The sequence below is a fragment of the Niveibacterium terrae genome, from assembly GCF_048213115.1.
In the GTDB taxonomy this organism is placed as follows: Bacteria; Pseudomonadota; Gammaproteobacteria; order Burkholderiales; family Rhodocyclaceae; genus Niveibacterium; species Niveibacterium terrae.
Window position 1 is genome coordinate 2671526 of sequence record NZ_CP172404.1, and the last position, 21927, is coordinate 2693452.

The window sequence follows — 21927 nt, forward strand, 5'->3', positions numbered from 1 at the left end:
ACGGAAGGACCGCCTGACGCCCGGCGGCGAAGCAAGGGAAAGCCCTATCTCACGCAGAGCAAGGGTGGGGGCCTGCGAAGCCCTGCTTCGCGCCGCCCGAGCCGGCGCTGCGGCAGGAAGACGGCGAAAGCCTGGCTTGCCGGGGCCAAGATCAGGTCGAAATGAATGCAAGACCTGGGCCCGGGTTTTCCTGTTAGCCCTTTGTCCTCACAGCTTGCGAAGGACACGGCATGGATTGCCGGCGCAGACAACACCTTCCGGGATATCGCGCGTCACCACGCTTCCTGCACCAATGACGCTCCCCTTACCGATCCGCACGCCCGGACAGATAATGGCACCACCACCAATCCATACATCCGCGCCAATCACCACGCTGCGAGCAGAACACTCCCCCTTTACACGCCTTGCCGCATCCAGCGGATGCTGCCCCGTATAGATATGAACGCCAGGCCCGATCAGCACGTTGTCGCCGATATGCACCTCGGCACAATCGAGCACAACGCAGTTGAAGTTGAATAGAACACGTTCGCCAACTTTGATGTTTACGCCGTAGTCACAATGAAATGGCGACGTAACCCACACATTCTCGCTCTCTGTGCAGAATAAGCTGCGAATCAAGGCTTTTCGCTCTTGTTCATCATCATCGCTGAGCGCATTGAGCTGACGGCAAATGCTGCGCGCACGTCGCCGCATTTTGACCAACTCGGCATCCATGGCGAAATAGCTTTCGCCTGACAGCATTTTCTCCCGCTCACTGCGGATACCAGTCATCATGTCATTCGTATCTCAAAAAATTTGTCTTGCATTACATCAAAATGATCAAATACAAGACCTGATAAACATCTAGCCCGTGGGCGGTCTCCGAAGTCGGGTTGTAGAGTTGAGTTTCCGACGCTCAACACACCCCAACCAAGGAGGCCGCAATGGAACTGTACGCGGGGATCGACTTGCATTCCAACAACTGCGTGATTGTCGTGCTGGACGCGGACGACCGAGAGGTCTATCGCAAGCGCCAGCCGAACGATCTGGCGGGCATCATTGCAGCGCTGCGTGGCTGCGGAGAAGTCACCGCGGTGGCGGTGGAATCGACCTACAACTGGTACTGGCTGGTCGATGGACTGCAGGAGGCCGGGTATGTCGTTCGGCTGGTCAATACGGTTGCGGTCAAGCAGTACGACGGCCTCAAGCACAGTGGGGACTTCAGCGATGCGCACCACCTGGCGCACCTGATGCGTCTGGGAATCCTGCCTACGGGCTACATTTACCCGCGAGAAGGTCGAGCGCTGCGTGACCTGCTCAGAAAGCGCAGCCAGTTGGTTCGCCAATGCACCACGCAGATTCTCAGCATCCAGAATCTTCTGGCGCGCAATCTTGGAGAAACGCTCAGCGGCAGTGCGATCAAGCGTTGGCAAGCCGCGAACATCGAAGCGCTTACCCTCTTGCCCGAGCAGAAACTCGCGTTGGTCAGCAACCTGACCGTCATGCATTGTCTTGACGAGCAGATAGCTCTGCTTGAACGATCGATTCTCAAGCGTGCCAGCCTGAAACCCGAGTTTCTGGCGATCAAAAGCGTCAGCGGGATTGGTGAAGTTCTGGCGCTAACCATCACGCTGGAGACGGGCGACATCTCCCGCTTTGATGGCCCCGGAAACTTTGCCTCCTACGCACGTGCCGTCGATAGCCGGCGGGAGTCGAACGGAAAGAAGAAAGGCGAAGGCAATACCAAGTGCGGCAACAAGTACCTCGCCTGGGCTTTTGTCGAAGCGGCGAATTTCGCGGTGCGCTACGACGCGCAGGTCAAGCGTTGGCATCAGAAGAAATCGGCCAAAACGATGCCCGTCGTGGCGATCAAGGCTGTAGCGCACAAGCTGGCGCGCGCCTGCTATTACGTTCTCAAGACGGGAGAAGCGTTCGATGTAAAGCGCGCTTTCGGCTAACGATCAATGGGGCGCGGCGCGCGAGTCAGACTGAGGGTTGGAAAAACCACTAGACCTGATTGAACACGCGCCACGGCCCCGCCCGAGCAAGTCGCAACACGGTGCCCGCATCGCGAGCCATTCAAGGGTTGGACATCGCAAGATGAGCCACAGACCTGCGCGAATCGACACGGTTCGCCGTTATTGGACGCGGAGGGGAACAGAGGGTTTTCTGGGGCGGCAAAGCCGCCAGGGGCTGAGCAGAGCACCGCGCCAGCCTTGATCCTGATGGGTGACTGGTGCGCCGTGGGCGCAACCAGCAATTGAGAACCAAGAGTACCGGCGAGCGGTTCGCAAGGGAGAGCTGCAAACGGCATGCGCCTTACGGCGCAGGATTTTTTACAACCTGGTTGACAGGGAAGGCTAATGGGTGACCCCCGGGGTTCGCGCCGGGCACGATAGCCCTTGGCCGCAGCCGTGGCGTCGTACGCCTCGCTCTGCTCTGTTCTGTTTCTGGAAAGCTCGCGCGAGACCGTCGAAACGCTTCGCCCAAGCAGACGGGCGATCCCCCGGCAACTCGTTTGACGCGACTGCTCGATCATGATCGCTGCACGCTCTTCGGCGCTCAGATGGCTGTACGTTTTTCCCATTGCAACACTCTATCCTCGCTGGGGTGTTGCACTTGGAACTTGAGTCTAAGGTGACCCCCGGGGTTTTCGGGGTCTTCAACCCCCTATCGCAGGCGCAAATCATCAGGACAATCCAGACCACCCTCAAAAATACTTACGCATAACTCTTTGTTAAGAATTGGATTAACCCAAACAACATTAGCAATAATTCCTTTTATTTCACTTATCGACAAAAACGCAGCTTTTGCCTTCTCGTCACCCGAAGCAACAAACCCACCTTCCACAAGCGCAGCATCAACGATATGGCTATCTTTACCGGCAATATTTTTTATTGCATCCGTAGAACATGAAGACTTAATCCTATTCGCGACTAAATCTTCATGAAAAACGCGAATAACCAGCCGTCTTGCAAACATAGACGCAAGCCACTTAGTGGCATATGCCGATTTATGCCTCCCCCACTCGCTTTGCAGTTTCGGACACATAACAAGTGAGTGCTTATTATCCAACATCAGTTTCAAAGCATCTCGACATGCTGACGAAACAGGATGAGCTGTTTCTCCGGAAGCTCTAGCCACATCTGCATCAACCACAACTCTATACTTAGACTTTGACACTGAACCGCCCCTCAACGGCGGACAGATACTCGTCTTCCGCACTTAGTCCAACTTCATCAAAATTAGCAGGCCAGTCACCAAATGCACCAGCCTCATCAAGCTGCGCATGAACAACCTGAGAAGAACCTGATACCGGATCTTGCACAAACCAATTCAGGGAGGTCTGACTCGGCAATATCTCCCCTTTTGCAACTAGCGTTTGTATTCCACGAATCAAAATAGAGCTATGCGTTTCTATTATTACACGAACCCCTCTATTTACAGCCCTGGCAATTATTTTTGCCATTTTATGCTGAGCCAGAGGATGCAAGTGAAGCTCTGGCTGCTCAACATATACAACCTTACCTCTATTCGCAACAATCAAACCAACCAGAACAGGCAAAACCTGAGCAACACCAAACCCAACGTCAGCAATATTTACACTGTCACCTATCTTTGCTCCACCACACCGCGAAACCTTAACCGCCAAGCGCGTATCATTAATTCTACTTGTCTCGATATGACTAGCCAACCCCAGCTCAATCAAATCAACAACAAGCTGCTTCAACAAACCTGACTTCGAAGTTGAATTTTGCCATTCATCAATAATACTAGCCACATAAGATTCGAAAACACCAGGATAATAATCTTTTGCACTTGAAACCCTGTAAGAGCGTTCAGGGTTACCTCTCAAGCCCTGAACATGAACAATACTCTTAACAAACTGCTCAATTAATTCAGCCGGTTCCAAACCAATCTTCAACCCACTAAACCCATTTTCAATTGCCACATGTTCCAAAGAAAAGAGGGCACGCGAACTACGAATTTCCCAAATAAACTTGTAACCATTTTCCTCCATTGTCTTAACAAATGGATTTTTTGCCTCTCCAAGCAACTCGGAAAGTTTAGCCTTATTCATATCGCGGCTAATCGTTGTCTTCTTGCTAAGATCAGAATTGCAAAACGTAATAGAATCAGGAACAAGCCCATGATGTGCATCCTTTTTATACACCATCAAGGAAACAAACTCACCCTTTTCAACAGAAATCGAGAATGAATTACTTGCGCCACCTTCCACTCTAGAAAGAACATCAGAAGAATCAGCCAAGCGCGCATTTGCGCCATCCAACAGCAGCGCACCGAGATCTATATTGCTTTCCAATGTTTGCTTTAGTATCAAAAATGGCTGCATAAAGCTGGACTTCCCCGAGCTATTCGCACCAGCCAAAACAGTCAGTCCAGCCAAAGATATCTTTATTTCAGAAGAAATTGATTTATAACCACACACAGATATACTAGTCTGCGACTCTTGGCCTGCCGACCGCCTAACGCCAAATCTTTTTACTCTATTTGGCTTACTATTTTGAGACATAATTACTCGCTGTAAAATGTGAAACAATAAAGTTAGGCACAAAAGCCTTGCCCCCCACTCAAGGCCAGACGCACCAATTCCATTCCATGACGAATCCCCTGGATGGAGAGACCTGGGCCTTCCCCCGCGAGGTTCAGGTCTCGTTTTCTACTATTTTGATGTAATTCAAAACCCATTCTCACAATCTGCTTCGGTTTTTCGCACAGGTCCGCCTGAATGATGGATTCGGCCCCTTTTTTGGATGCCGTTAGTGCGGGAAAGCAATCTTTCCACCCTCCGCCAGAAGAATGGTTTGAGGGGTATACGCAAGCTGGGCAGTCGGACTCTGAGGGGCAAGCTCAACCCAAGCGCTTAGCATGTGTTTACCTCCTTCCATCTTCTCGAACAGCTCACGAAAGAAGCGGCCAAACCCACTGCCATTACGATCGAGCGTAAACACAATATTTGCCGTCCTTGGCCCGGGAAGCGTTACAGCATTTTTAATGCTATCCGCCGAATTGGGAGAGGCAAGAACGACGATTGCCGCATGGGTGAGCTCAACGATCTGTCGAACACCTGTACGGACTGAACCCTTGATGGTTCCATCCTCATTCAGATTGGCGTAGACAAAGAGTATCGCTGCGCTCGGTATCTGGTGGGCAGGTACGATCTTTGATCTGGCGAAAAGTGGCGACAGCGCTGCGGCATCTTCGGCCACCATCGCACTAAGGTCATCTCCCGACAGGTTGGCAAAACCGATCGTCAGCGGAATCTTTGTCTGCTCCGCCGACGAACACGACAAGGGATGCACCAACAGGAGAAGCGAAGACAGCAGGGAGAGCAGTATTTTCATGATGAGCAAGGAAATCCGGTTGAAAAACCGAGCATCGAGTCAACCGACCTATCCGGTGCAACAGCAAACCTCATGGGCGCGCCAAACACCAGAGCCAAATCCTGTATTCAGTCATTTTGCGCCTCCCCTCAAAGCCTGTCACGCCCATCCAACACCTGAAGCACACACGGCACTGAAGGGGCTACTGCCCCTCCGCAACCCAACGCTTCGCCCTGAATGCAGTCCCGGCTAGTCCGGCGCGGAGCAGTGCATCGCGAGCCTCCGCCATCGCTCCGCGTAATCTCGCCAAACGCGCCCTCCTCCTCCGGGCCGCTGATGATCGATCTGTGCCCAAGATAATCCGCGTCCCTCCGCGTGATCCGCGGCAAGGCTTTTGCCTTTTCGAAGGCAAAAAAAGCGCCGGCAAAGCCGGCGCAAGGTGTTGCTGGAGAAACAATCGTGGTCAGGCGGCGAGAGCCGGCACCGGTTCGGCGTGAGGCGCGGCGCGGGGCGCCGGGGCTGGCGTGCTGGCGCGGCCCATGCCGGCGCGGATCAGCAGGATCTTCAGGTTGTCGTTGATCCGGTCGACCTTGTCCTGGAACAGGTTGTGGAAGAGCAGGCCGAACAGCGCGATCGAGATGCCCAGCGCGGTCGCGAACAGCGCCGTGCCGATCCCCTTGCTGACCGAGCTGGGGTCGGAGATCCCCGAGGTCGCCAGCGCGCTGAAGGTCTCGATGATGCCGAGGATCGTGCCGAGCAGACCGAGCAGCGGCGCGGCGGTCACGACGGTGTCGAGGATCCACAGGCGGCGGGTCAGCTTCGCGCGCATCGCGATATAGATCGCTTCGGAGAGGTCTTCGACGTCGCGGTGGTCGGTCAGCTCGCTCTTGGTCTGCAGCATTTCGCGCAGCGCCTCGGCGCCGACGCTGTCGCGCGCGACGAGTTTTTCGGGCAGATCGCCCAGCGAATTGACATCGTGGGTCATCACGCGCTCGAGCGCGCGCGCATCGGCGAGCGTGATCGAATAGTAGATCAGGCGTTCGACGATCAGCATCGCGGCCAGAGCGGCCACGACGTACATCGCGTAGAAGGTGATTTCGTGCAGGGTTTGATAGTTCATCGTTTTCTCCTGCCCCCCGGCCTGGCCAGGGGGCACTCAGGCACGCGTCAGAGATCGACGCTGAAGCTCAGGCTGGTGAAGCGCGGCGCACCGATGTAGTAGTTCGGCGATTGGGCGTTCAGACCGGTCGCATTGGTCGTGATCGCGCTGCCGCTGCCGGCATTGAGGAACAGGAATTCCTTGTTGAAGAGGTTGCTGACGTTGAGGCGCAGCGTCGGATTCTTGAACGCCATCATGTCCGGCAGCCGGTAGCCGGTCGCGAAGTCCCAGCTCGTGTAGCCGCCGACCTGCTCGTCGTTGGCCAGTGTCGAATAGACGCCGGCGCTGTACTTGCCCTTCAGCGTCGCGTAGAAAGCGCCCTTCGCGTACTGGATGCTGGCGCCGAACATGTTCTTCGGCGTGTTCGGCATCAGCTTGCCGGCCGTCGAGATCGTGGTCGCCGTACCATCGGCGGCCTTGACCGGCATGTCGTCCTGGATCTCGGCGCGCGTATAGCTGTAGGAGCCGTAGAAGCTGAAGCCGGCGAAGGGAGCCGTTCCCGCTTCGAGTTCGAGGCCGCGGGTCTTGACCTTGCCGACGTTGTAGTCCATCGACAGCGCGACATCGGGCAGGTAGGCCTTGGCCAGACGGTCCTTGAAGTCGATGTTGTAGACCGAGCCAGACACCGACAGCATCTCGCCGTGATAGCGCATCCCGAGGTCCGTGTTGATCGAGGTCTCGGCCTTCAGATCGGGCGCCGCGAGCAGGTTGCCGCTCTTGTCGAGCAGGCTGCCGTAGGAGTAGTTGCCCGGAACGCGGAAGTTCTTCGCAACATTGACGAAGGTCTGCAGTTTCGGCGTGATCATGTAGCGGGCGCCGAAGCTGGGCAGCGTCTCGGTCCAGCTCTTGCTGACTGAGTAGTCCCTGAACTGGTAGGAACCCTCGTTCGCGTAGTTCGTGAAGTCGCGCTTGACGTCGGCGTAGCGGACACCGAACTGGACGTTGAGCTTGTCGCCCATCAGGTCGATCGAATCCTGAACGAAGGGCTGGATCACCTTCGTATAGGTCTGCCAATCGCGGTTCTGGTAGAGCGAGCCGTCGGGGCGGGTGATCAGACCGTTCTTGAGCCAGGGGTCATTGGACTGCCCGTCCGCGCCGATCGTGGTCGCCGGCGCGGTCTGCCGGTGGTTCGCGCGCTCGCCCCAGACTCCGGCCAGCACATGGTGATTGTCGAGCGGCTGCCACGCGAAGCTCAGCGTCGCGCCCGGTCGGCGGGTTTCGGTCAGGCTGCCCCGATAGACGAGCAGCGTGTCGAGCTTGTCGCCGTCGCCGTTCAAGTCCTTGCCCGCGTTGGTCTTGCCGGTCGTCCGGTCGAGGAAGCCCGATTCCTTCAGCGTGTTCTCCTGAGTGCCGCCGGTGCCATACCCATACCAGTAGTAGGGCTCGACGTTCATCTTCAGGGTGGAGCTGAGCGCGAACTCGCCCTTGGTGGTCAGCAGCAGGTTGCGGAACGGGTTCAGCGCCAGGTTGTAGTAGGCGGAATCGTACTTGCCGGCCTGGGCCGTGCCGGCGACCGGCGTCGGGTTCTTGGTCCAGACGTTCGAGAAGTCGGTATAGCGGCCGGTCTTGTTGTACTGCGCCTGGGTCACATAGGCGTAGTTGTTGTTGAGCATGTCGTTGTAGAGAAGCGAGAAGCTCAGCTTGCTGCCCTGCCCGATCTTGAGCTCGCCGCCCGCATCGACATGGTCGCGGCGGGCACTGCCGTAGCCGCGCCATTTGTCGACGCCGGTCTTCGATCCGGAGATGAACAGCGCAGCCCGGTCGTCGAAGAAGCGGCCGGTATCGAAGCGCACGAAGGTCTTGCTCATCTCGCGCTGACCGACGGTCTGCGACAGGCGCAGCCGGCGGGTGTCCAGAGGTCCGCACGAGACCAGGCCGACGTTGCCGCCGGTGGCGCCGACGTGCGGCGCATTGGTGTCGGTCGAGCCCTGGGTCACGAAGACTTCGCAGAGGTTTTCCGAATCGACGTATTCCTGCGGATAGACCGCGAAGCTGCCCGAGTCATTGACCGGCGCGCCGTTGACGGTGAAGCCCAGCTGGTCGGAGTTGAAACCGCGGATCGACAGCGTGCCGCCGGACGTGCCGGTGCCGTCGATGTCGGTCGTGTTGACGCCGGGCAGCAGGTCGATCAGCTGGTAGGGGCTCGCGGTCGATCTCTCCTTGTCGATCTTCGCGCGGGTCACGCTGGAGCGCGCTTTCGGCGAATCCTCCTGGACCATCTGGCCGTTGCCGAGGCGATCGCCTTCGCCGACGATCGAGATCGTGCCGACTTCGGTGGATTTGACCGGGGCCTGCTCGGCCCAAACGGGGGTCACGAACAGCGCGCCGATGAGGACCGCGAGAACGCGCGGTTGGGTTTTCATGGTGTGTCCTCTGCTTCTGGGGGTGGAGGGGAAACTCAACTTGCCGCGCCGGGCTGATAGTCGAGATCGAAATAGAACCGGTGACTTCCCTCTCCGGGGAAGGCCGCTTCCGGGAAGGCCGGGTAGTTGCCGCCGCGCAGCAGCTTGCGGGCCGCGCCGTCGAGGATCATCGAACCGGAGCCGGTTTCGATGCCGACGTCGCGAACGGCGCCCGAGCGGTCGAGCTCCAGCCACGCGCGCACGGTGCCGCGCGGTTTTTCCAGGCTCGCCTCGCGACCGCGCGGATAGCTCTTTCTGGCCAGCACATCGGCCCTGATCTTCGCGGTGAAGGCGTTCTGAACCGACTCGTGCTCGGCGCGCGGCGCGGGTGCGGCGGCCGGCGCAACGGGCGCCGGATGAGCGGCAGGCGCAGCCGGCGCCGGGGCGGCCGGAGCCGCCGTCGGCGCGGCGGCCGGGCTGGGCTGCGCTGACGCCTCCGGGCTGTGCGTCGGGGTTTGCGCCGGCTGGGCGGCGACGGGTCTCGCCTGCGGCTGAGCCTGCGGTGCTGCCTGTGGCTGGGCACGCGGCGGCTCGGGCGCCTTCTCGGGGAGAGGCGCGGGCTCGCTCAGCTCGACCTTGATTTCGGGATGGCTGGAGGCGAGCTTCTTGACGACGGTCTGGGCCGTGGCGCCCAGCAGCAGCACCAGAAGCAGCGCCGCGGGCGGCACAGAAACCCAGTCGCGGTAGCGATAGACGAGGTTCACGGCCGCGCTCACTTGTGCTTAGCGGCGATCGACAGCGACTCGAAACCCGCGCCCTTGACGACGTCCATCACGTCGATCAGGTGCTGAAGATCGACGCCATCGTCGCCGTTGAGCACGACCACGAGCTTGTGCCCGGGCTTTTCCAGCGCGTGCAGCATGGCCGGAAGGGAGTTCAGCGCGACCGGCTTGCCGTCGAGTTCGAGCGCACCGGCCTTGGCCAGCGTCACGACGGCGCGAACCGGGGCCAGCAACTCTTCGCTCTGGCTGGAGCGGGGCAGCTGAGTCTTGATTCCGAGAGCAGGGATCACGTTCAGACTGATCAGCACGAAGAAGACCAGCAGAAACATCATCACATCGATCATCGGGATGATTTCGATGCGCGCTTTCTCGCGCTTGGGTTCGTCCCAGTGACGCATCAGGGCTTTCCATTTCAGACAAGGGGAAACAAGACCCCGCCTCGTGGGCAGGACCGGAAAGCCAGTCACGATAGAAACGTTTTCTTACGCCTCTGTTGCGGCAGCATTGCAGTCATAAGACGCCGCCAGCCGCGCAATCCGCGCCCGTGCGCCGGGGGCCGAAAGCGCCGTGCCGGCGGCGCGGGAACTCAGCACCCGCCTCTGTCAAGCCCGAATGAGGCCATCGGCTGCTCAAAAAATGTGCAACACCGGGTAACTATTGCAGTACAATTGCGCGCTTTTCCGCCGCAGCCCCTGTCCATGGATTTCGCGGGTTTTCACCTCCCCAGCTCCTTGTTTGTCGCCCCGATGGCGGGGGTTACAGACCGACCTTTCCGTCAGCTTTGCAGAAAGTTTGGCGCGGGACTCGCTGTGTCCGAAATGGTCAGCTCCAACGCACTGCTCTACGCAACGCGCAAGACCCAGAGGCGGATCCGCCACGAAGGCGAGAGCGCTCCGATCGCGGTCCAGATCGCTGGCGCCGATCCGCTGCAGATGGCCGAGGCCGCGCGCTTCAACGCCGATCACGGCGCTCAGATCATCGACATCAACATGGGCTGCCCGGCCAAGAAAGTCTGCAAGCTCGCCGCGGGTTCCGCTCTGATGCGCGACGAAGCGCAGGTCGGCCGCATCCTCGACGCGGTCGTCGCGGCGGTGCCCGACACGCCGGTCACGCTGAAGATCCGCACCGGCTGGAGCCGCGAGCACCGCAACGCGGTCAGCATCGCCCGCATCGCCGAGGCCGCCGGAATCCGCATGCTCGCGATCCACGGCCGCACCCGCGAAGACCTCTACATGGGCGAGGCCGAGTACGACACGATCGCCGACGTGAAGGCGAGCATCTCGATTCCGGTCATCGCCAACGGCGACATCACGAGCCCGCACAAGGCCGCCCAGGTGCTCAGCCACACCGGCGCCGACGGCCTGATGATCGGCCGCGCAGCCCAGGGCCGGCCCTGGATCTTCCGCGAGATCGCGCACTTTCTGGCGACCGGCGAGGAACTCGCCGCACCGGCCGCCGCCGAGATCCTGGCCGTCTGCCGCGCCCATCTGGCCGAGATCTATTCTTTCTACGGCGAAGTGGCCGGAGTGCGGATCGCGCGCAAGCACATCGCGGCCTATACGCGGACTTTCGCGGGCGCCCAGCGCTTTCGCGAACAGATGTTCGAACTGCCCGACGCCGAGGCCCAGCTCGCCGCGGTCGACGCCTTTTTCAGCCAGATCGACGAGGACCGTACCAAGCCCTCCCCGGTCGGCTTCCCTGAACCACAAGAACTGCAGGAGCTCGCGGCATGAGCCGCCCTGATGACATCTCGGAATGCGTCCGCCGTGCGCTGGAACGCTACTTCAAGGACCTGGACGGCGAGAAGCCGACCGGGGTTTATGACATGGTGCTGCGCAACGTCGAGCGTCCGATGCTGGAGATCGTGATGAAGAACGCCGCGGGCAACCAGACGGTGGCCGCCGAGATGCTCGGCATCAACCGCAACACGCTGCGGCGCAAGCTCACCGACCACGATTTGCTGTAACCCCGCCCCCCTTCGCGCCAGCCGCTCGCGCGCGAGCGCGAAGCCTGAGGCGACCAACCGACAAGGCCAGCCATGAAAGTCACACAAGCACTGATCAGCGTTTCCGACAAACGCGGCATCATCGAATTCGCCCGCGAACTCTCCGCTCTGGGAGTCGCCCTGCTCTCGACCGGCGGCACCGCCAAAGCGATCCGCGATGCCGGTCTGCCGGTCACCGATGTCGGCGACTACACGGGCTTTCCGGAGATGCTGGACGGCCGCGTCAAGACGCTGCACCCGAAAGTGCATGCCGGCATCCTGGCCCGTCGCGACCTGCCCGAGCACCTCGCGACGCTCGCGAAGCACGACATCCCGACGATCGACCTGGTGATCGTGAACCTCTACCCGTTCGAAGCGACGGTCGCGAAGGAAGGCTGCAAGCTCGAAGATGCGATCGAGAACATCGACATCGGCGGCCCGACCATGGTTCGCGCCGCGGCGAAGAACCACGGTGACGAGGCGGGCGGCGTCGGCATCGTGACCGCCCCCGAGGACTACGCGTCTATCATCTCCGAACTGAAGAGCAACGCCGGCGCCCTCTCCTACAAGACCCGCTTCGAGCTGGCGCGCAAGGCCTACACGCACACGGCCCGCTACGACGCCGCGATCGCGAACTGGCTGACCACCGTCGACGCCGACAAGCTGGTCCCGTCCGCAGCGCCGGTCCGCGCCGCCTACCCGACGCACATCCATTTCGCGTTCGACAAGGTCCAGGAGATGCGCTACGGGGAAAACCCGCACCAGAGCGCCGCTTTCTACCGCGAGCCGAATGCGCCCGAAGGCAGCATTGCCGGTTACCACCAGCTGCAGGGCAAGGAGCTCTCCTACAACAACATCTCCGACTCCGACGCGGCCTGGGAATGCGTGAAGGCCTTCGACACGACGGCCTGCGTGATCATGAAGCACGCGAACCCCTGCGGCGTCGCGCTCGGCGCAACGCCCGAGGAAGCCTACCGCAAGGCCTTCCAGACCGATCCGACCTCGGCCTTCGGCGGCATCATCGCCTTCAACACAGAAGTCGATGAGGCGACCGCGCAAGCGATCACCGGCCAGTTCGTCGAAGTGCTGATCGCCCCGTCCTACACCCAGGCGGCGCTCGATCTGTTCGCCGCAAAGAAGAACGTTCGCGTGCTGACCTGCTCGCTGGGCCGCATCGCCCAGCTCGACTTCAAGCGCGTCGGCGGCGGCCTGCTGGTCCAGACCCTGGACGACGCACGGATCACCGAGGCCGACCTGAAGGTCGTCACGAAGCGCGCGCCCAGCCCCAAGGAGCTGACCGACCTGCTCTTCGCCTGGCGCGTCGCGAAGTTCGTCAAGTCGAATGCGATCGTCTATTGCCGCGACGGCATGACGGTCGGCGTCGGCGCCGGCCAGATGAGCCGCGTCGACTCGGCGCAGATCGCGAAGATCAAGGCGGACAATGCCGGCCTCGCGATTCCCGGCTGCGCGGTCGCCTCCGACGCCTTCTTCCCGTTCCGCGACGGCCTCGACGTGCTGGCCCAGGCCGGCGCGACGGCCGTGATCCAGCCGGGCGGCTCGATGCGCGACGCTGAAGTGATCGCTGCCGCCGACGAGCAGAACGTCGCGATGGTCTTCACCGGCGTCCGTCACTTCCGTCATTGATTCCCATGACCAGCGTGCAGGCCCTCGCGGGCCTGCTCTTCGCGGCAACCCTGTCGGCGAGCGTCTGCGCCGACGATCGCGCTGACTCGCCGTCCTGGTATCGGCAGTGGTGGGACGCGGCGACCCAGGACATGGGCCAGCTCGTCAGCGATGGCGGGCTGGATCTGTATCTTCCGGTGCGCACTTACCATCTGCCCTTGGCCTACAGCGCCGAGCAACGCGAGAAGTACAACGACACGCCCGCGCCGGCCTTTGGCCTGGGACGGGGCCGCTTCCTCGAGAACGGCAACTGGCACGGCCTCTATGCGATGGGATTTCGCGATTCCAACGCGAAGGCCTCGTGGATGGCCGGTTACAGCTATCGCTGGCTGTGGAGTGCGCCCCGGATCGACGGCTATTACGGCCTGGGCGCCACGGTCTTCCTGATGTCGCGCGAAGACTATTTTGGCTACAAACCCTTCCCGGGCATCCTGCCTCTGATCTCAGTCGGTTTTCGCAATCTGGCGATCGAGACAGCCTATGTTCCCGGAGGCAAGGGGAACGGCAATATTTTATTCCTCTGGCTCAAGCTTGAAGAAAAGGAAAGACCCCGCTTATGAAGCTCCTCGTCATCGGCTCCGGCGGTCGCGAACACGCGCTCGCCTGGAAACTGGCCCAGTCGCCTCGCCTTCAGAAAGTCTTCGTCGCTCCCGGCAACCCCGGCACGGCGCGTGAGGAGGGCCTCGAGAACGTCGCGATCACGGCCATCCCCGAACTGATCGCCTTCGTGCGCAGCGAAGGCATCGAGCTGACCGTGGTCGGCCCCGAAGCACCGCTCGCAGCCGGCATCGTCGACGCCTTCCGCGCCGCCGGCCTCGCGATCTTCGGCCCGACCCGGGCCGCGGCCCAGCTCGAATCCTCGAAGGACTTCGCGAAGCAGTTCCTGATCCGCCACGGCATCCCGACCGCGAAGTACCAGACCTTCTCCGCTGCGGACCAGGCCCACGCCTACATCGACGCCGAGGGCGCCCCGATCGTGATCAAGGCCGACGGCCTCGCTGCGGGCAAGGGGGTCGTTGTCGCGATGACGCTGGAGGAAGCGCATGCGGCGATCGACATGATGCTGGTCGGCAACAAGATGGGAGACGCCGGCGCGCGGGTCGTCATCGAAGAGTTCATGCAGGGCGAGGAAGCGAGCTTCATCGTGCTCGCCGACGGCAAGAACGCGCTGGCGCTGGCCACGAGCCAGGACCACAAGCGGCTCAAGGACGGCGACGAAGGTCCGAACACCGGCGGTATGGGTGCCTACTCCCCCGCCCCGGTCGTGACGCCCGAAGTCCATGCCCGCGTGATGCGCGAAGTGATCAACCCGACCCTGGCCGGGATGGCCGCCGACGGCCTGCCCTATACGGGTTTCCTGTACGCAGGCCTGATGATCGACGAGGAGGGCCGACCGCGCGTCGTCGAGTTCAACTGCCGGATGGGCGACCCGGAAACCCAGCCGATCATGGCAAGGCTCAAGACCGATCTGGTCGATCTCGTCGAGACCGCTCTGGCCGGCAAGCTCGATGAGGCCAGCGCCGAGTGGGATCGGCGCGTCGCGCTGGGCGTCGTGCTCGCCGCCGGCGGCTACCCCGAAGCGCCGCGCAAGGGCGACGTGATCTCCGGCCTCGAGCACAAGAGCGAGGACGTCTATGTCTTTCACGCCGGAACGGCCGAAAAGGACGGCGCGATCGTCACCGCGGGCGGCCGCGTGCTCTGCGTGACCGCGCTGGGCGACTCGATCCGCGAAGCCCAGAGCAAGGCCTACGATGCGATCGGCAAGATCCAGTTCCGGGACATGCAGTTCCGCCGCGACATCGGCCACCACGCGATCGGCCGCAGCCGGAATTGAACTCCACCCGCCGCACGCAAAAAGCCCGTCTCGCGAGACGGGCTTTTTTTCGGAGCGCCCCAGTCACATATTGTCACCCGAATGACTCGGTCCTAGAATGGCCTCTCCTCACTGCCATCGAGATGTCATGTCCCCCCTGAAACATCTTCTCCCCATCCTGCTGCTCTGTTCAGCCTCGGCCCATGCAGCCGAACATCCCCGCTACGCGGTGATCTCGCTGATCGGCGATCAGCTGACGATCGTCACGCACGCAAGCGCCACCGGTTCCCGGCTCGACAGCAACCCGAAACAGGCGATCCAGGCCAGCGCGCTCGCCCTCGACGACAAGATCCTCGAGGAAGTCGACCGCCAGATGCCCAAGCTCGCTCCGGGAGCGGAAGTGAGCCTGCTCGGCATCAGCAGCGAGGCGGCCTACCAAAAGGGCGACGAAGCGCTGCAGGTACCGGCGGTCAGGAAAGCGCTCGAACGGGAACACCCGGACCGTATCATCCTGATCAGCAAGTACCGCGGCGATGCCCGCCTGAAGCTGAAGAATCAGGCGATCGGCTCGGGCTATCTGCAGGGAATCGGCTTCTACGTCGACGACAGTTATCGCGTCAGGGACACCGACACGGGTGCCACCGGAGACGGATTCATAGCCCCCTTCGCCTACATCCGCCTGAGCCTGCTCGACGGGCACGACCTGCGGGAAATCCGGACTCTTCCGGTCACCGCCTCCTACACCTTCTCGTCGAGCCGAGGCCAGTCGGGGAAAGCCTGGGATGCGCTGAGCGCAACGGAAAAACTCTCCATCCTCGGCCGGCTCACGCTCGGTTCGGTCCGCACTCACCTGCCCGAACTGTTCGCCAACTGAGCGAGCCGGCTTCGCCGACAACAAAAAGCCCGTCTCGCGAGACGGGCTTTTTGTTGGGTGCAACCGGGAATCAACCTGCCGGGTTGCGCGCTCCGCTGTGCGCCATCGCGGTCTCGAGCCAGCGCTTGACCCGCTGGGCGTCGGCGATCCGCGTGAACTTGCCGACTGAGTCGAGCAGCACGATGACCATCGGCTTGTTCGCGAACCAGGCCTGCATCACGAGGCAACGGCCCGCTTCGTTGATGAAGCCGGTCTTCGAAACACCGATCTGCCAGTCCGGCGAGCGCACCAGCGCGTTCGTGTTGTGGAAGCTCTGCTGACGGCCGTTCAGCACGACCGTCCTCTCGTCATCGGTCGAAAATTCGCGGATCAGCGGATAGTGCGATGCGGCGACGACCATCTTCGCGAGGTCGCGGGCGCTCGACACGTTGTGCGGATTCAGACCGGTCGAATCGTGGAAGACGGTCTCAGTCAGCCCCAGGTCGCGCGCCTTGCGGTTCATCGCGTTGACGAAGGTGTTGAAACCGCCCGGATAGTTGCGGGCCAGCGCGGCGGCGGCGCGGTTCTCGGAGGACATCAGCGCCAGATGGATCAGCTCCTGACGCGGCAGGCTCACGCCGACCGTCAGGCGCGACGAAGTGCTCTTGAGCTTGTCGGTGTCGCTGTCGGAGATCGTCAGGATCTCGTTGAGCGGCAGGTGGGCATCGAGCACGACCATCGCGGTCATCAGCTTCGTGATCGAAGCGATCGGCACGACGGCCTGGGCATTGCGCTGCAGCAGCACCTTGCCCGAATCGAGATCCTGGACCATGAAGGCATTGGACGCCAGTTTGGGACCACCGTCGCGGTCCAGGGTGTCGACGACGCGCGGAGCCTCGACTCTGGCGACCTGGCGGGAGACCTTGCGCACCGGAGCGACGGCAGCGCGGCGCTCGGAGCGCAGCGAAGCCTTGCGCTGACGGCCCCTCGGCTCGGGCGCTTCGCTCGCGCGGGCGCGATGGAGCTTGCGCGGAGAAGCCTTGGCTTCCTTGTCGGCCTTGACAGTCTTGTGCGCCTTGACTGTCTTGCCGGCTTTCGCGGGCTTATCTGCCTTGGCGGCAACGGAATGGTGATGCTTGTTCTGAGTGCTCGCTTCAGCGAGGCCCGAAACGGCCGTGAAAGCCAGAGCACAGAGCAAGGCTGCGATTTTGCGGGAATTTGGGAGCATGCCAGCAGACGACGCGCAGAGCGCCCCAGGGTCAAGAATGATGACTATTCTAGCAATTTCTTCTTCAGACAGAACAAGATAGATTGTTTTTTTGAGTATCTGCCTGAAGATTGCTGTCTTCGCCCCTCAGGAAAGCGGCGAGCTCGGCCCGCCTCGCCATCGCATCCCGATATCCAAGATGGATCAGATCTTCCGTATAGGGTTTTTCGAACAGCAGATAGGAAAGCACGGTCGAACCTGAACGCCCCCCCGCCCCCACTCCACGCAGCATCACCCGGATCGCGCGCGGCAGCGCCTTGAAGTGGCGCGCGGCGATGAAGTCGAGGCGCTCGGAGGGTTCGATAACCAGAGTCTCTATGGTCCGGTGCGCGAAGCCGGGCGAGCGGCGGATCGGCTCGGGAATCTGGGTCAGCGTCCGGTTGATCGCATCGGCCCGCTCCAGATCCACCGCCAGGCCGTCGATGAAGATGCTGGACATCGCGTGCCCGGCAATCTGGGCCAGAGACGGATAGTGATCGGAGCGGACGCGGCGCGACTCGTGCTTGAGACTGCCCACGCCGACCACGAGGATGCGCTCCGCCCCCATCTGCACCGCGGGACTGATCGGGGCAAGCTGGCGCAGCGAACCATCGCCGAAGAATTCGCGGTGGATCTTGACCGCCGGAAAGACGAAGGGGATGGCGCTCGACGCGAGCAGATGGTCGGTCGTGATCCGGGTCGCCACGCCGATGCGGGTCGCCCGCCGCCAGGGCTGAACCGACGGGTGAGCCTGAAAGAAGGAGAGAGACTCGCCCGACGCGTACCCGGAACAGGTCACGCTGACCGCGCGCAGCACGCCAGCCTCGATCGCCCGGCCGATCGCCGCGTAGTCCAGATGTGCGTCGAGCAGCTCGCGCAGCGGCGTGTTGTCGAGCAGCGAGTGCGGCCCGCGGCGCAGAAACCAGCCCATCGCCAGCATCGATGCCCAGACCGCAGCCGATCGTGCAACCGAAGCTCCGTCGGACCGATAGACCTGGGAGGCGTGGAAGTTGCCCCAGATTGCGGAGAGGCGATCAACCGCATTGCCGTAATCCTCGGCGAACACCGCCAGCGTGACCGCGTTGATCGCGCCGGCCGAGGTTCCGCACAGAATCGGAAAGGGATTGCCGGGTCGATCTCCCCACAGCTCGCGCACAGCCTGGAGCACGCCGACCTGATAGGCGGCACGAGCGCCGCCTCCGGTCAGGATCAGCGCGGTCGATTCGCACATCTGGGAGCCCCCTCTGACGCCGTCCCGGCGCATGGCGCCGAACCTCTTTCACTGTAGCCCGCCTTTGCCCCGTCAGCTGCGCGCCCTCGCGCAAAAGGACCGACCGCCTGAAAGAATAAGGAAACTGGACCTAGATCAAGCTCATTTGTCATCGCAGGTTGTGTCGGGGCGTCCGGGAACATACACTTTTCCCCTGTCCGGTTACGTGCGCCCGCGGATCAAAAAAAACTCCCCGCTGACGTCCGGCGCGTCGCCCTCTCCTCCCACCGACGCGGCTCTTCTTCCGACGCTGCTCTGGCAGCGCTGGTGTTGTGCTTTTGCATTCGTGGTCTCATGGAGAACTTGTAATGACAACGCGCTTACCTGACTCGGCCCTCGCCGCCGCCCCCGACTACGTCCGCCACTCCCGTCTGAAGCAGTGGGTCGCCGAAATCGCCGCGCTGACCGAACCCGATCGCATCGTCTGGTGCGACGGCAGCCCCGAAGAATCCCGCCGCCTCTGCGACGAGATGGTCGAAAACGGCCAGATGATCAAGCTCAACGAGAAAAAGCGGGCCAACTCCTACCTCGCCTGGTCGGACCCGTCCGACGTGGCGCGGGTCGAAGACCGCACCTACATCTGCTCGAAGGACAAGGAAGACGCCGGCCCGACCAACAATTGGGAAGACCCGGTCAAGATGAAGGAGACGCTGACCGGCCTCTTCAAGGGATCGATGCACGGGCGCACGATGTATGTGATCCCGTTCTCGATGGGTCCGCTGGGTAGCCACATCGCACAGATCGGCGTCGAGATCTCCGACTCGGCCTATGTCGTCGCCAACATGCGGATCATGACCCGGATGGGTCGCGCCGTGCTCGACGTGCTCGGCGAAGACGGTTTCTTCGTGCCCTGCCTGCACTCGGTTGGCGCTCCGCTTGAGCCGGGCGAAAAGGATGCCCGCTGGCCCTGCAGCAAGACCAAGTACATCTGCCACTTCCCCGAGACCCGCGAGATCTGGTCCTACGGTTCCGGCTACGGCGGCAATGCGCTGCTCGGCAAGAAGTGTTTCGCGCTGCGCATCGCATCGAAGATGGCCCGCGACGAAGGCTGGCTGGCCGAGCACATGCTGATCCTCGGCGTCGAGAGCCCGAGCGGCGAGAAGAACTATGTCGCGGCGGCCTTCCCGTCGGCCTGCGGCAAGACCAACTTCGCAATGCTGATCCCGCCCAAGGAAGTGGGCGGCTACAAGGTCACGACGATCGGCGACGACATCGCCTGGGTCAAGCCGGGCGCCGACGGCCGCTTCTACGCGATCAACCCGGAAGCCGGCTTCTTCGGCGTCGCTCCGGGCACCAACGTGAAGACCAACGCCAACGCGATGGCCTGCCTGAACGAAAACGTGATCTTCACGAACGTCGCGCTGACCGATGACGGCGACGTCTGGTGGGAAGGCATGAGCGAGGCGCCGGCTCACCTGATCGACTGGACCGGCCAGGACTGGACTCCGGACTGCGGCCGCAAGGCGGCTCACCCGAACTCGCGGTTCACCGCACCGGCCAAGCAGTGCCCGTGCATCGACAAAGACTGGGAAAACCCGCAGGGCGTGCCGATCTCGGCTTTCATCTTCGGTGGCCGCCGCGCGACGACGGTGCCGCTGATCTTCCAGTCCTTCAACTGGAACTTCGGCGTCTATACCGCTTCGACCCTCGGCTCGGAAACGACCGCGGCCGCCTTCGGCCAACAGGGCGTCGTGCGCCGCGATCCGTTCGCGATGCTGCCCTTCTGCGGCTACCACGTCGGCGACTACTTCAATCACTGGCTCAAGATCGGCCACAAGATCACCCATGCGCCGCAGATCTTCTGCGTCAACTGGTTCCGCACCAACGACAAGGGCGAGTTCCTGTGGCCCGGCTTCGGCGACAACGCGCGAATCCTGAACTGGATCGTCGAGCGCTGCCATGGCCGCGTCGCCGCCCGCGAGACCGTGCTCGGCTGGATGCCGCTGTATGAGGACATCAACTGGAAGGGCACCGACATCGATCCGGAGAAGTTCGCCGAGATCACCGCGGTCGATACCGAAGCCTGGACGCGCGAGCTCGAAATGCAGAAGGAGTGGTTCGACAAGATCGGCGATCGCCTGCCGAAGACGCTCGAACTCGAACGCCAGCTCTTCGAAGAAGCTCTGAAGAAGGACTGAGCGCTCGCCGCCCTCCCCAAAAGGCCACGCCTGTGCGTGGCCTTTTTTTCGCCAGCGCTGCACCAGCAATCCCTGCCTCTGCGGTAAAGGCTTAAGCTTGAGCCTTCCTCCGGTACTTCCCCTCTGCGATGACCGAATACCTCAATGACTCCCTCCCCTGCGGCGCAATCGCCGGCCGCGCCGGCGACATCGCCCCCTTCCATGTGATGGAGCTGATGGCCAAGGCGCAGAGCCTGGAGGCGGCCGGACGCGACATCATCCATATGGAGGTCGGCGAGCCGGACTTCGCGACGCCTCCCGCGGTGATCCGTGCGGCGCAGCGCTTTCTCGACGCGGGCCGGGTCGGCTATACGCCGGCGCTGGGCCTGCCCAGGTTGCGCGAAGCGATCGCCGCGCATTACCGCGACCGCTTCGGGCTATCTATCGATCCCGAGCGCATCCTCGTCACGGCGGGTGCTTCGGGCGCGCTGCTGCTGGTGCTCGCCGCGCTGACCGAGAGCGGAGACCGCTGGCTGCTGCCCGATCCGGGCTATCCGTGCAACCGCAACTTCGTCCGCGCCTTCGGAGGCATCCCCGAGAGCCTCTATGTGAGCGCCGAACAGTCCTTCCAGCCCGACGAAGCCAGCGTGCGCGCCGCCTGGGGCGAGAAGACTCGCGGCATCATCGTCGCGAGCCCGTCGAATCCGACCGGAACGCTGATCGTGCCGGCCGAGCTCGCCCGCATTCACGCGCTGACCCGCGAGAGGCACGGCGCGCTCGTCGTCGACGAGATCTACCAGGGCCTCACTTACGGCCAGGCACCGTGGTCGGCGCTCGCGCTCGGCGAAGACCTCTTCGTCATCAACAGCTTCTCGAAGTACTTCGGCATGACCGGCTGGCGGCTGGGCTGGGCCGTCGTACCGCCCGGCTATGTCCGCGACATCGAGAAGCTGGCCCAGCACTACTTCATCAGCGCCTCGACTCCGGCCCAGCACGCGGCACTCGCGGCCTTCTCGCCCGAGAACATCGCGGAGCTGGAGAGACGGCGCGAGGAATTCAGGATCCGCCGCGACACGCTGCTCAAGGGGCTCAAGGCGCAGGACATCGACGTCCCGGCTCATGCCGAGGGAGCTTTCTATCTCTATGCTGACGTGAGCCGGATCTGCACGGACAGCTTTGCCTTCGCGCACCGCCTGCTCGACGAGGCAGGCATCGCGGCGACGCCCGGAATCGATTTTGGCTCCCGCGAGCCGGGCCGCTGGCTGCGCCTCGCCTATACGACCGATGTCACGCGCATCGAGGAAGCACTCGCGCGGATCGCCCTGCTGCTGGAGCGTTGATCAAAAAAAGCCGG

Annotated in this window: 20 protein-coding genes; 9 read left to right on the forward strand and 11 right to left on the reverse strand. The window is 62.0% G+C overall.

The genetic code is table 11. From position 1 onward, the window contains the following. Positions 1–207: 207 nt before the first annotated feature. Positions 208–774: a sugar O-acetyltransferase gene (locus tag ACHFB9_RS12325; RefSeq protein WP_417067490.1), complete on the reverse strand. Its 567-nt coding sequence runs from the start codon at positions 772–774 to the stop codon at positions 208–210. 149 nt (positions 775–923) lie between these two features. On the opposite strand from ACHFB9_RS12325, the gene ACHFB9_RS12330 reads away from it, so the two are divergent. Then, on the forward strand, positions 924–1937 hold the full coding sequence (locus tag ACHFB9_RS12330; RefSeq protein WP_417067491.1) for an IS110 family transposase: 1014 nt from the start codon (positions 924–926) through the stop codon (positions 1935–1937). Here the strand turns inward: ACHFB9_RS12330 and ACHFB9_RS12335 are convergent. The 8 genes from ACHFB9_RS12335 to ACHFB9_RS12370 form a co-directional block, all read right to left on the reverse strand. After that, complete coding sequence (locus ACHFB9_RS12335; protein ID WP_417067492.1) at positions 1934–2566, reverse strand: helix-turn-helix domain-containing protein; 633 nt, start codon at positions 2564–2566, stop codon at positions 1934–1936. The two genes, ACHFB9_RS12330 and ACHFB9_RS12335, sit on opposite strands and share 4 nt — an antisense overlap. Positions 2567–2649: 83 nt before the next feature. Continuing rightward, complete coding sequence (locus ACHFB9_RS12340; protein ID WP_417067493.1) at positions 2650–3162, reverse strand: hypothetical protein; 513 nt, start codon at positions 3160–3162, stop codon at positions 2650–2652. Further along, positions 3149–4387: an AAA family ATPase gene (locus ACHFB9_RS12345; RefSeq protein ID WP_417067494.1), complete on the reverse strand. Its 1239-nt coding sequence runs from the start codon at positions 4385–4387 to the stop codon at positions 3149–3151. Before ACHFB9_RS12345 ends, ACHFB9_RS12340 begins: the two co-directional genes overlap by 14 nt. A 373-nt stretch (positions 4388–4760) precedes the next feature. Then, a complete protein-coding gene (locus ACHFB9_RS12350) occupies positions 4761–5345 on the reverse strand; it encodes a hypothetical protein (RefSeq protein ID WP_417067495.1) in 585 nt (194 codons plus the stop codon). Between the two features lie 442 nt (positions 5346–5787). Further along, positions 5788–6444: a MotA/TolQ/ExbB proton channel family protein gene (locus ACHFB9_RS12355; RefSeq protein ID WP_417067497.1), complete on the reverse strand. Its 657-nt coding sequence runs from the start codon at positions 6442–6444 to the stop codon at positions 5788–5790. A gap of 47 nt (positions 6445–6491) precedes the next feature. Then, complete coding sequence (locus ACHFB9_RS12360; protein WP_417067499.1) at positions 6492–8846, reverse strand: TonB-dependent receptor; 2355 nt, start codon at positions 8844–8846, stop codon at positions 6492–6494. Between the two features lie 35 nt (positions 8847–8881). After that, on the reverse strand, positions 8882–9601 hold the full coding sequence (locus tag ACHFB9_RS12365) for an energy transducer TonB (protein WP_417067500.1): 720 nt from the start codon (positions 9599–9601) through the stop codon (positions 8882–8884). After that, entirely contained in the window at positions 9598–10005 is a 408-nt protein-coding gene (locus ACHFB9_RS12370) for an ExbD/TolR family protein (protein WP_417067501.1), read from the reverse strand. The genes ACHFB9_RS12365 and ACHFB9_RS12370 overlap by 4 nt, the downstream gene beginning before the upstream one ends. A gap of 300 nt (positions 10006–10305) precedes the next feature. On the opposite strand from ACHFB9_RS12370, the gene dusB reads away from it, so the two are divergent. From dusB to ACHFB9_RS12400, 6 genes are all read left to right on the forward strand, one after another. Continuing rightward, positions 10306–11340 carry a tRNA dihydrouridine synthase DusB gene (dusB, locus tag ACHFB9_RS12375; RefSeq protein WP_417067503.1) on the forward strand — a complete coding sequence of 345 codons (1035 nt, stop codon included), beginning with the start codon at positions 10306–10308 and terminating at the stop codon, positions 11338–11340. Next, positions 11337–11573 (forward strand): Fis family transcriptional regulator, encoded by a 237-nt coding sequence (locus ACHFB9_RS12380; protein ID WP_417067505.1) that lies wholly within the window; start codon positions 11337–11339, stop codon positions 11571–11573. Before dusB ends, ACHFB9_RS12380 begins: the two co-directional genes overlap by 4 nt. Positions 11574–11645: 72 nt before the next feature. Next, the gene (gene purH / locus ACHFB9_RS12385) at positions 11646–13235 is read left to right on the forward strand and encodes a bifunctional phosphoribosylaminoimidazolecarboxamide formyltransferase/IMP cyclohydrolase (RefSeq protein WP_417067507.1); all 1590 of its coding nucleotides are present in this window, start codon (positions 11646–11648) and stop codon (positions 13233–13235) included. A 5-nt stretch (positions 13236–13240) separates the two neighbouring features. Continuing rightward, complete coding sequence (gene pagP, locus ACHFB9_RS12390; protein WP_417067508.1) at positions 13241–13834, forward strand: lipid IV(A) palmitoyltransferase PagP; 594 nt, start codon at positions 13241–13243, stop codon at positions 13832–13834. Beyond that, positions 13831–15108, forward strand: coding sequence for a phosphoribosylamine--glycine ligase (purD, locus tag ACHFB9_RS12395; RefSeq protein ID WP_417067509.1), 1278 nt, complete (start codon positions 13831–13833; stop codon positions 15106–15108). The genes pagP and purD overlap by 4 nt, the downstream gene beginning before the upstream one ends. Before the next feature lie 127 nt (positions 15109–15235). Beyond that, the gene (locus tag ACHFB9_RS12400) at positions 15236–15961 is read left to right on the forward strand and encodes a hypothetical protein (protein ID WP_417067510.1); all 726 of its coding nucleotides are present in this window, start codon (positions 15236–15238) and stop codon (positions 15959–15961) included. A 70-nt stretch (positions 15962–16031) separates the two neighbouring features. Here the strand turns inward: ACHFB9_RS12400 and pbpG are convergent, their stop codons facing one another. Together pbpG and ACHFB9_RS12410 are read right to left on the reverse strand one after the other, a co-directional pair. Further along, on the reverse strand, positions 16032–17168 hold the full coding sequence (pbpG, locus tag ACHFB9_RS12405) for a D-alanyl-D-alanine endopeptidase (RefSeq protein WP_417067511.1): 1137 nt from the start codon (positions 17166–17168) through the stop codon (positions 16032–16034). A 64-nt stretch (positions 17169–17232) separates the two neighbouring features. Then, positions 17233–18417 (reverse strand): patatin-like phospholipase family protein, encoded by a 1185-nt coding sequence (locus ACHFB9_RS12410; RefSeq protein WP_417067513.1) that lies wholly within the window; start codon positions 18415–18417, stop codon positions 17233–17235. Positions 18418–18764: 347 nt separating this feature from the next. On the opposite strand from ACHFB9_RS12410, the gene ACHFB9_RS12415 reads away from it, so the two are divergent. Together ACHFB9_RS12415 and ACHFB9_RS12420 are read left to right on the forward strand one after the other, a co-directional pair. Next, positions 18765–20594 carry a phosphoenolpyruvate carboxykinase (GTP) gene (locus ACHFB9_RS12415; protein WP_417067514.1) on the forward strand — a complete coding sequence of 610 codons (1830 nt, stop codon included), beginning with the start codon at positions 18765–18767 and terminating at the stop codon, positions 20592–20594. A 128-nt stretch (positions 20595–20722) separates the two neighbouring features. Beyond that, positions 20723–21913, forward strand: a complete 1191-nt coding sequence (locus ACHFB9_RS12420) for a pyridoxal phosphate-dependent aminotransferase (RefSeq protein WP_417067516.1) — start codon at positions 20723–20725, stop codon at positions 21911–21913. The last annotated feature ends 14 nt before the right edge of the window (positions 21914–21927 follow it).

Coding starts and splice junctions, on each gene's coding strand:
- ACHFB9_RS12350 (WP_417067495.1), bottom strand. CDS start 5,345: ATGAAAATACTGCTCTCCCTGCTGTCTTCGCTTCTCCTGTTGGTGCAT.
- ACHFB9_RS12370 (WP_417067501.1), bottom strand. CDS start 10,005: ATGCGTCACTGGGACGAACCCAAGCGCGAGAAAGCGCGCATCGAAATC.
- dusB (WP_417067503.1), top strand. CDS start 10,306: ATGGATTTCGCGGGTTTTCACCTCCCCAGCTCCTTGTTTGTCGCCCCG.
- ACHFB9_RS12420 (WP_417067516.1), top strand. CDS start 20,723: ATGACCGAATACCTCAATGACTCCCTCCCCTGCGGCGCAATCGCCGGC.
- ACHFB9_RS12355 (WP_417067497.1), bottom strand. CDS start 6,444: ATGAACTATCAAACCCTGCACGAAATCACCTTCTACGCGATGTACGTC.
- ACHFB9_RS12360 (WP_417067499.1), bottom strand. CDS start 8,846: ATGAAAACCCAACCGCGCGTTCTCGCGGTCCTCATCGGCGCGCTGTTC.
- ACHFB9_RS12330 (WP_417067491.1), top strand. CDS start 924: ATGGAACTGTACGCGGGGATCGACTTGCATTCCAACAACTGCGTGATT.
- ACHFB9_RS12335 (WP_417067492.1), bottom strand. CDS start 2,566: ATGGGAAAAACGTACAGCCATCTGAGCGCCGAAGAGCGTGCAGCGATC.
- ACHFB9_RS12325 (WP_417067490.1), bottom strand. CDS start 774: ATGATGACTGGTATCCGCAGTGAGCGGGAGAAAATGCTGTCAGGCGAA.
- ACHFB9_RS12400 (WP_417067510.1), top strand. CDS start 15,236: ATGTCCCCCCTGAAACATCTTCTCCCCATCCTGCTGCTCTGTTCAGCC.
- pbpG (WP_417067511.1), bottom strand. CDS start 17,168: ATGCTCCCAAATTCCCGCAAAATCGCAGCCTTGCTCTGTGCTCTGGCT.
- ACHFB9_RS12380 (WP_417067505.1), top strand. CDS start 11,337: ATGAGCCGCCCTGATGACATCTCGGAATGCGTCCGCCGTGCGCTGGAA.
- ACHFB9_RS12410 (WP_417067513.1), bottom strand. CDS start 18,417: ATGTGCGAATCGACCGCGCTGATCCTGACCGGAGGCGGCGCTCGTGCC.
- pagP (WP_417067508.1), top strand. CDS start 13,241: ATGACCAGCGTGCAGGCCCTCGCGGGCCTGCTCTTCGCGGCAACCCTG.
- purD (WP_417067509.1), top strand. CDS start 13,831: ATGAAGCTCCTCGTCATCGGCTCCGGCGGTCGCGAACACGCGCTCGCC.
- ACHFB9_RS12415 (WP_417067514.1), top strand. CDS start 18,765: ATGACAACGCGCTTACCTGACTCGGCCCTCGCCGCCGCCCCCGACTAC.
- purH (WP_417067507.1), top strand. CDS start 11,646: ATGAAAGTCACACAAGCACTGATCAGCGTTTCCGACAAACGCGGCATC.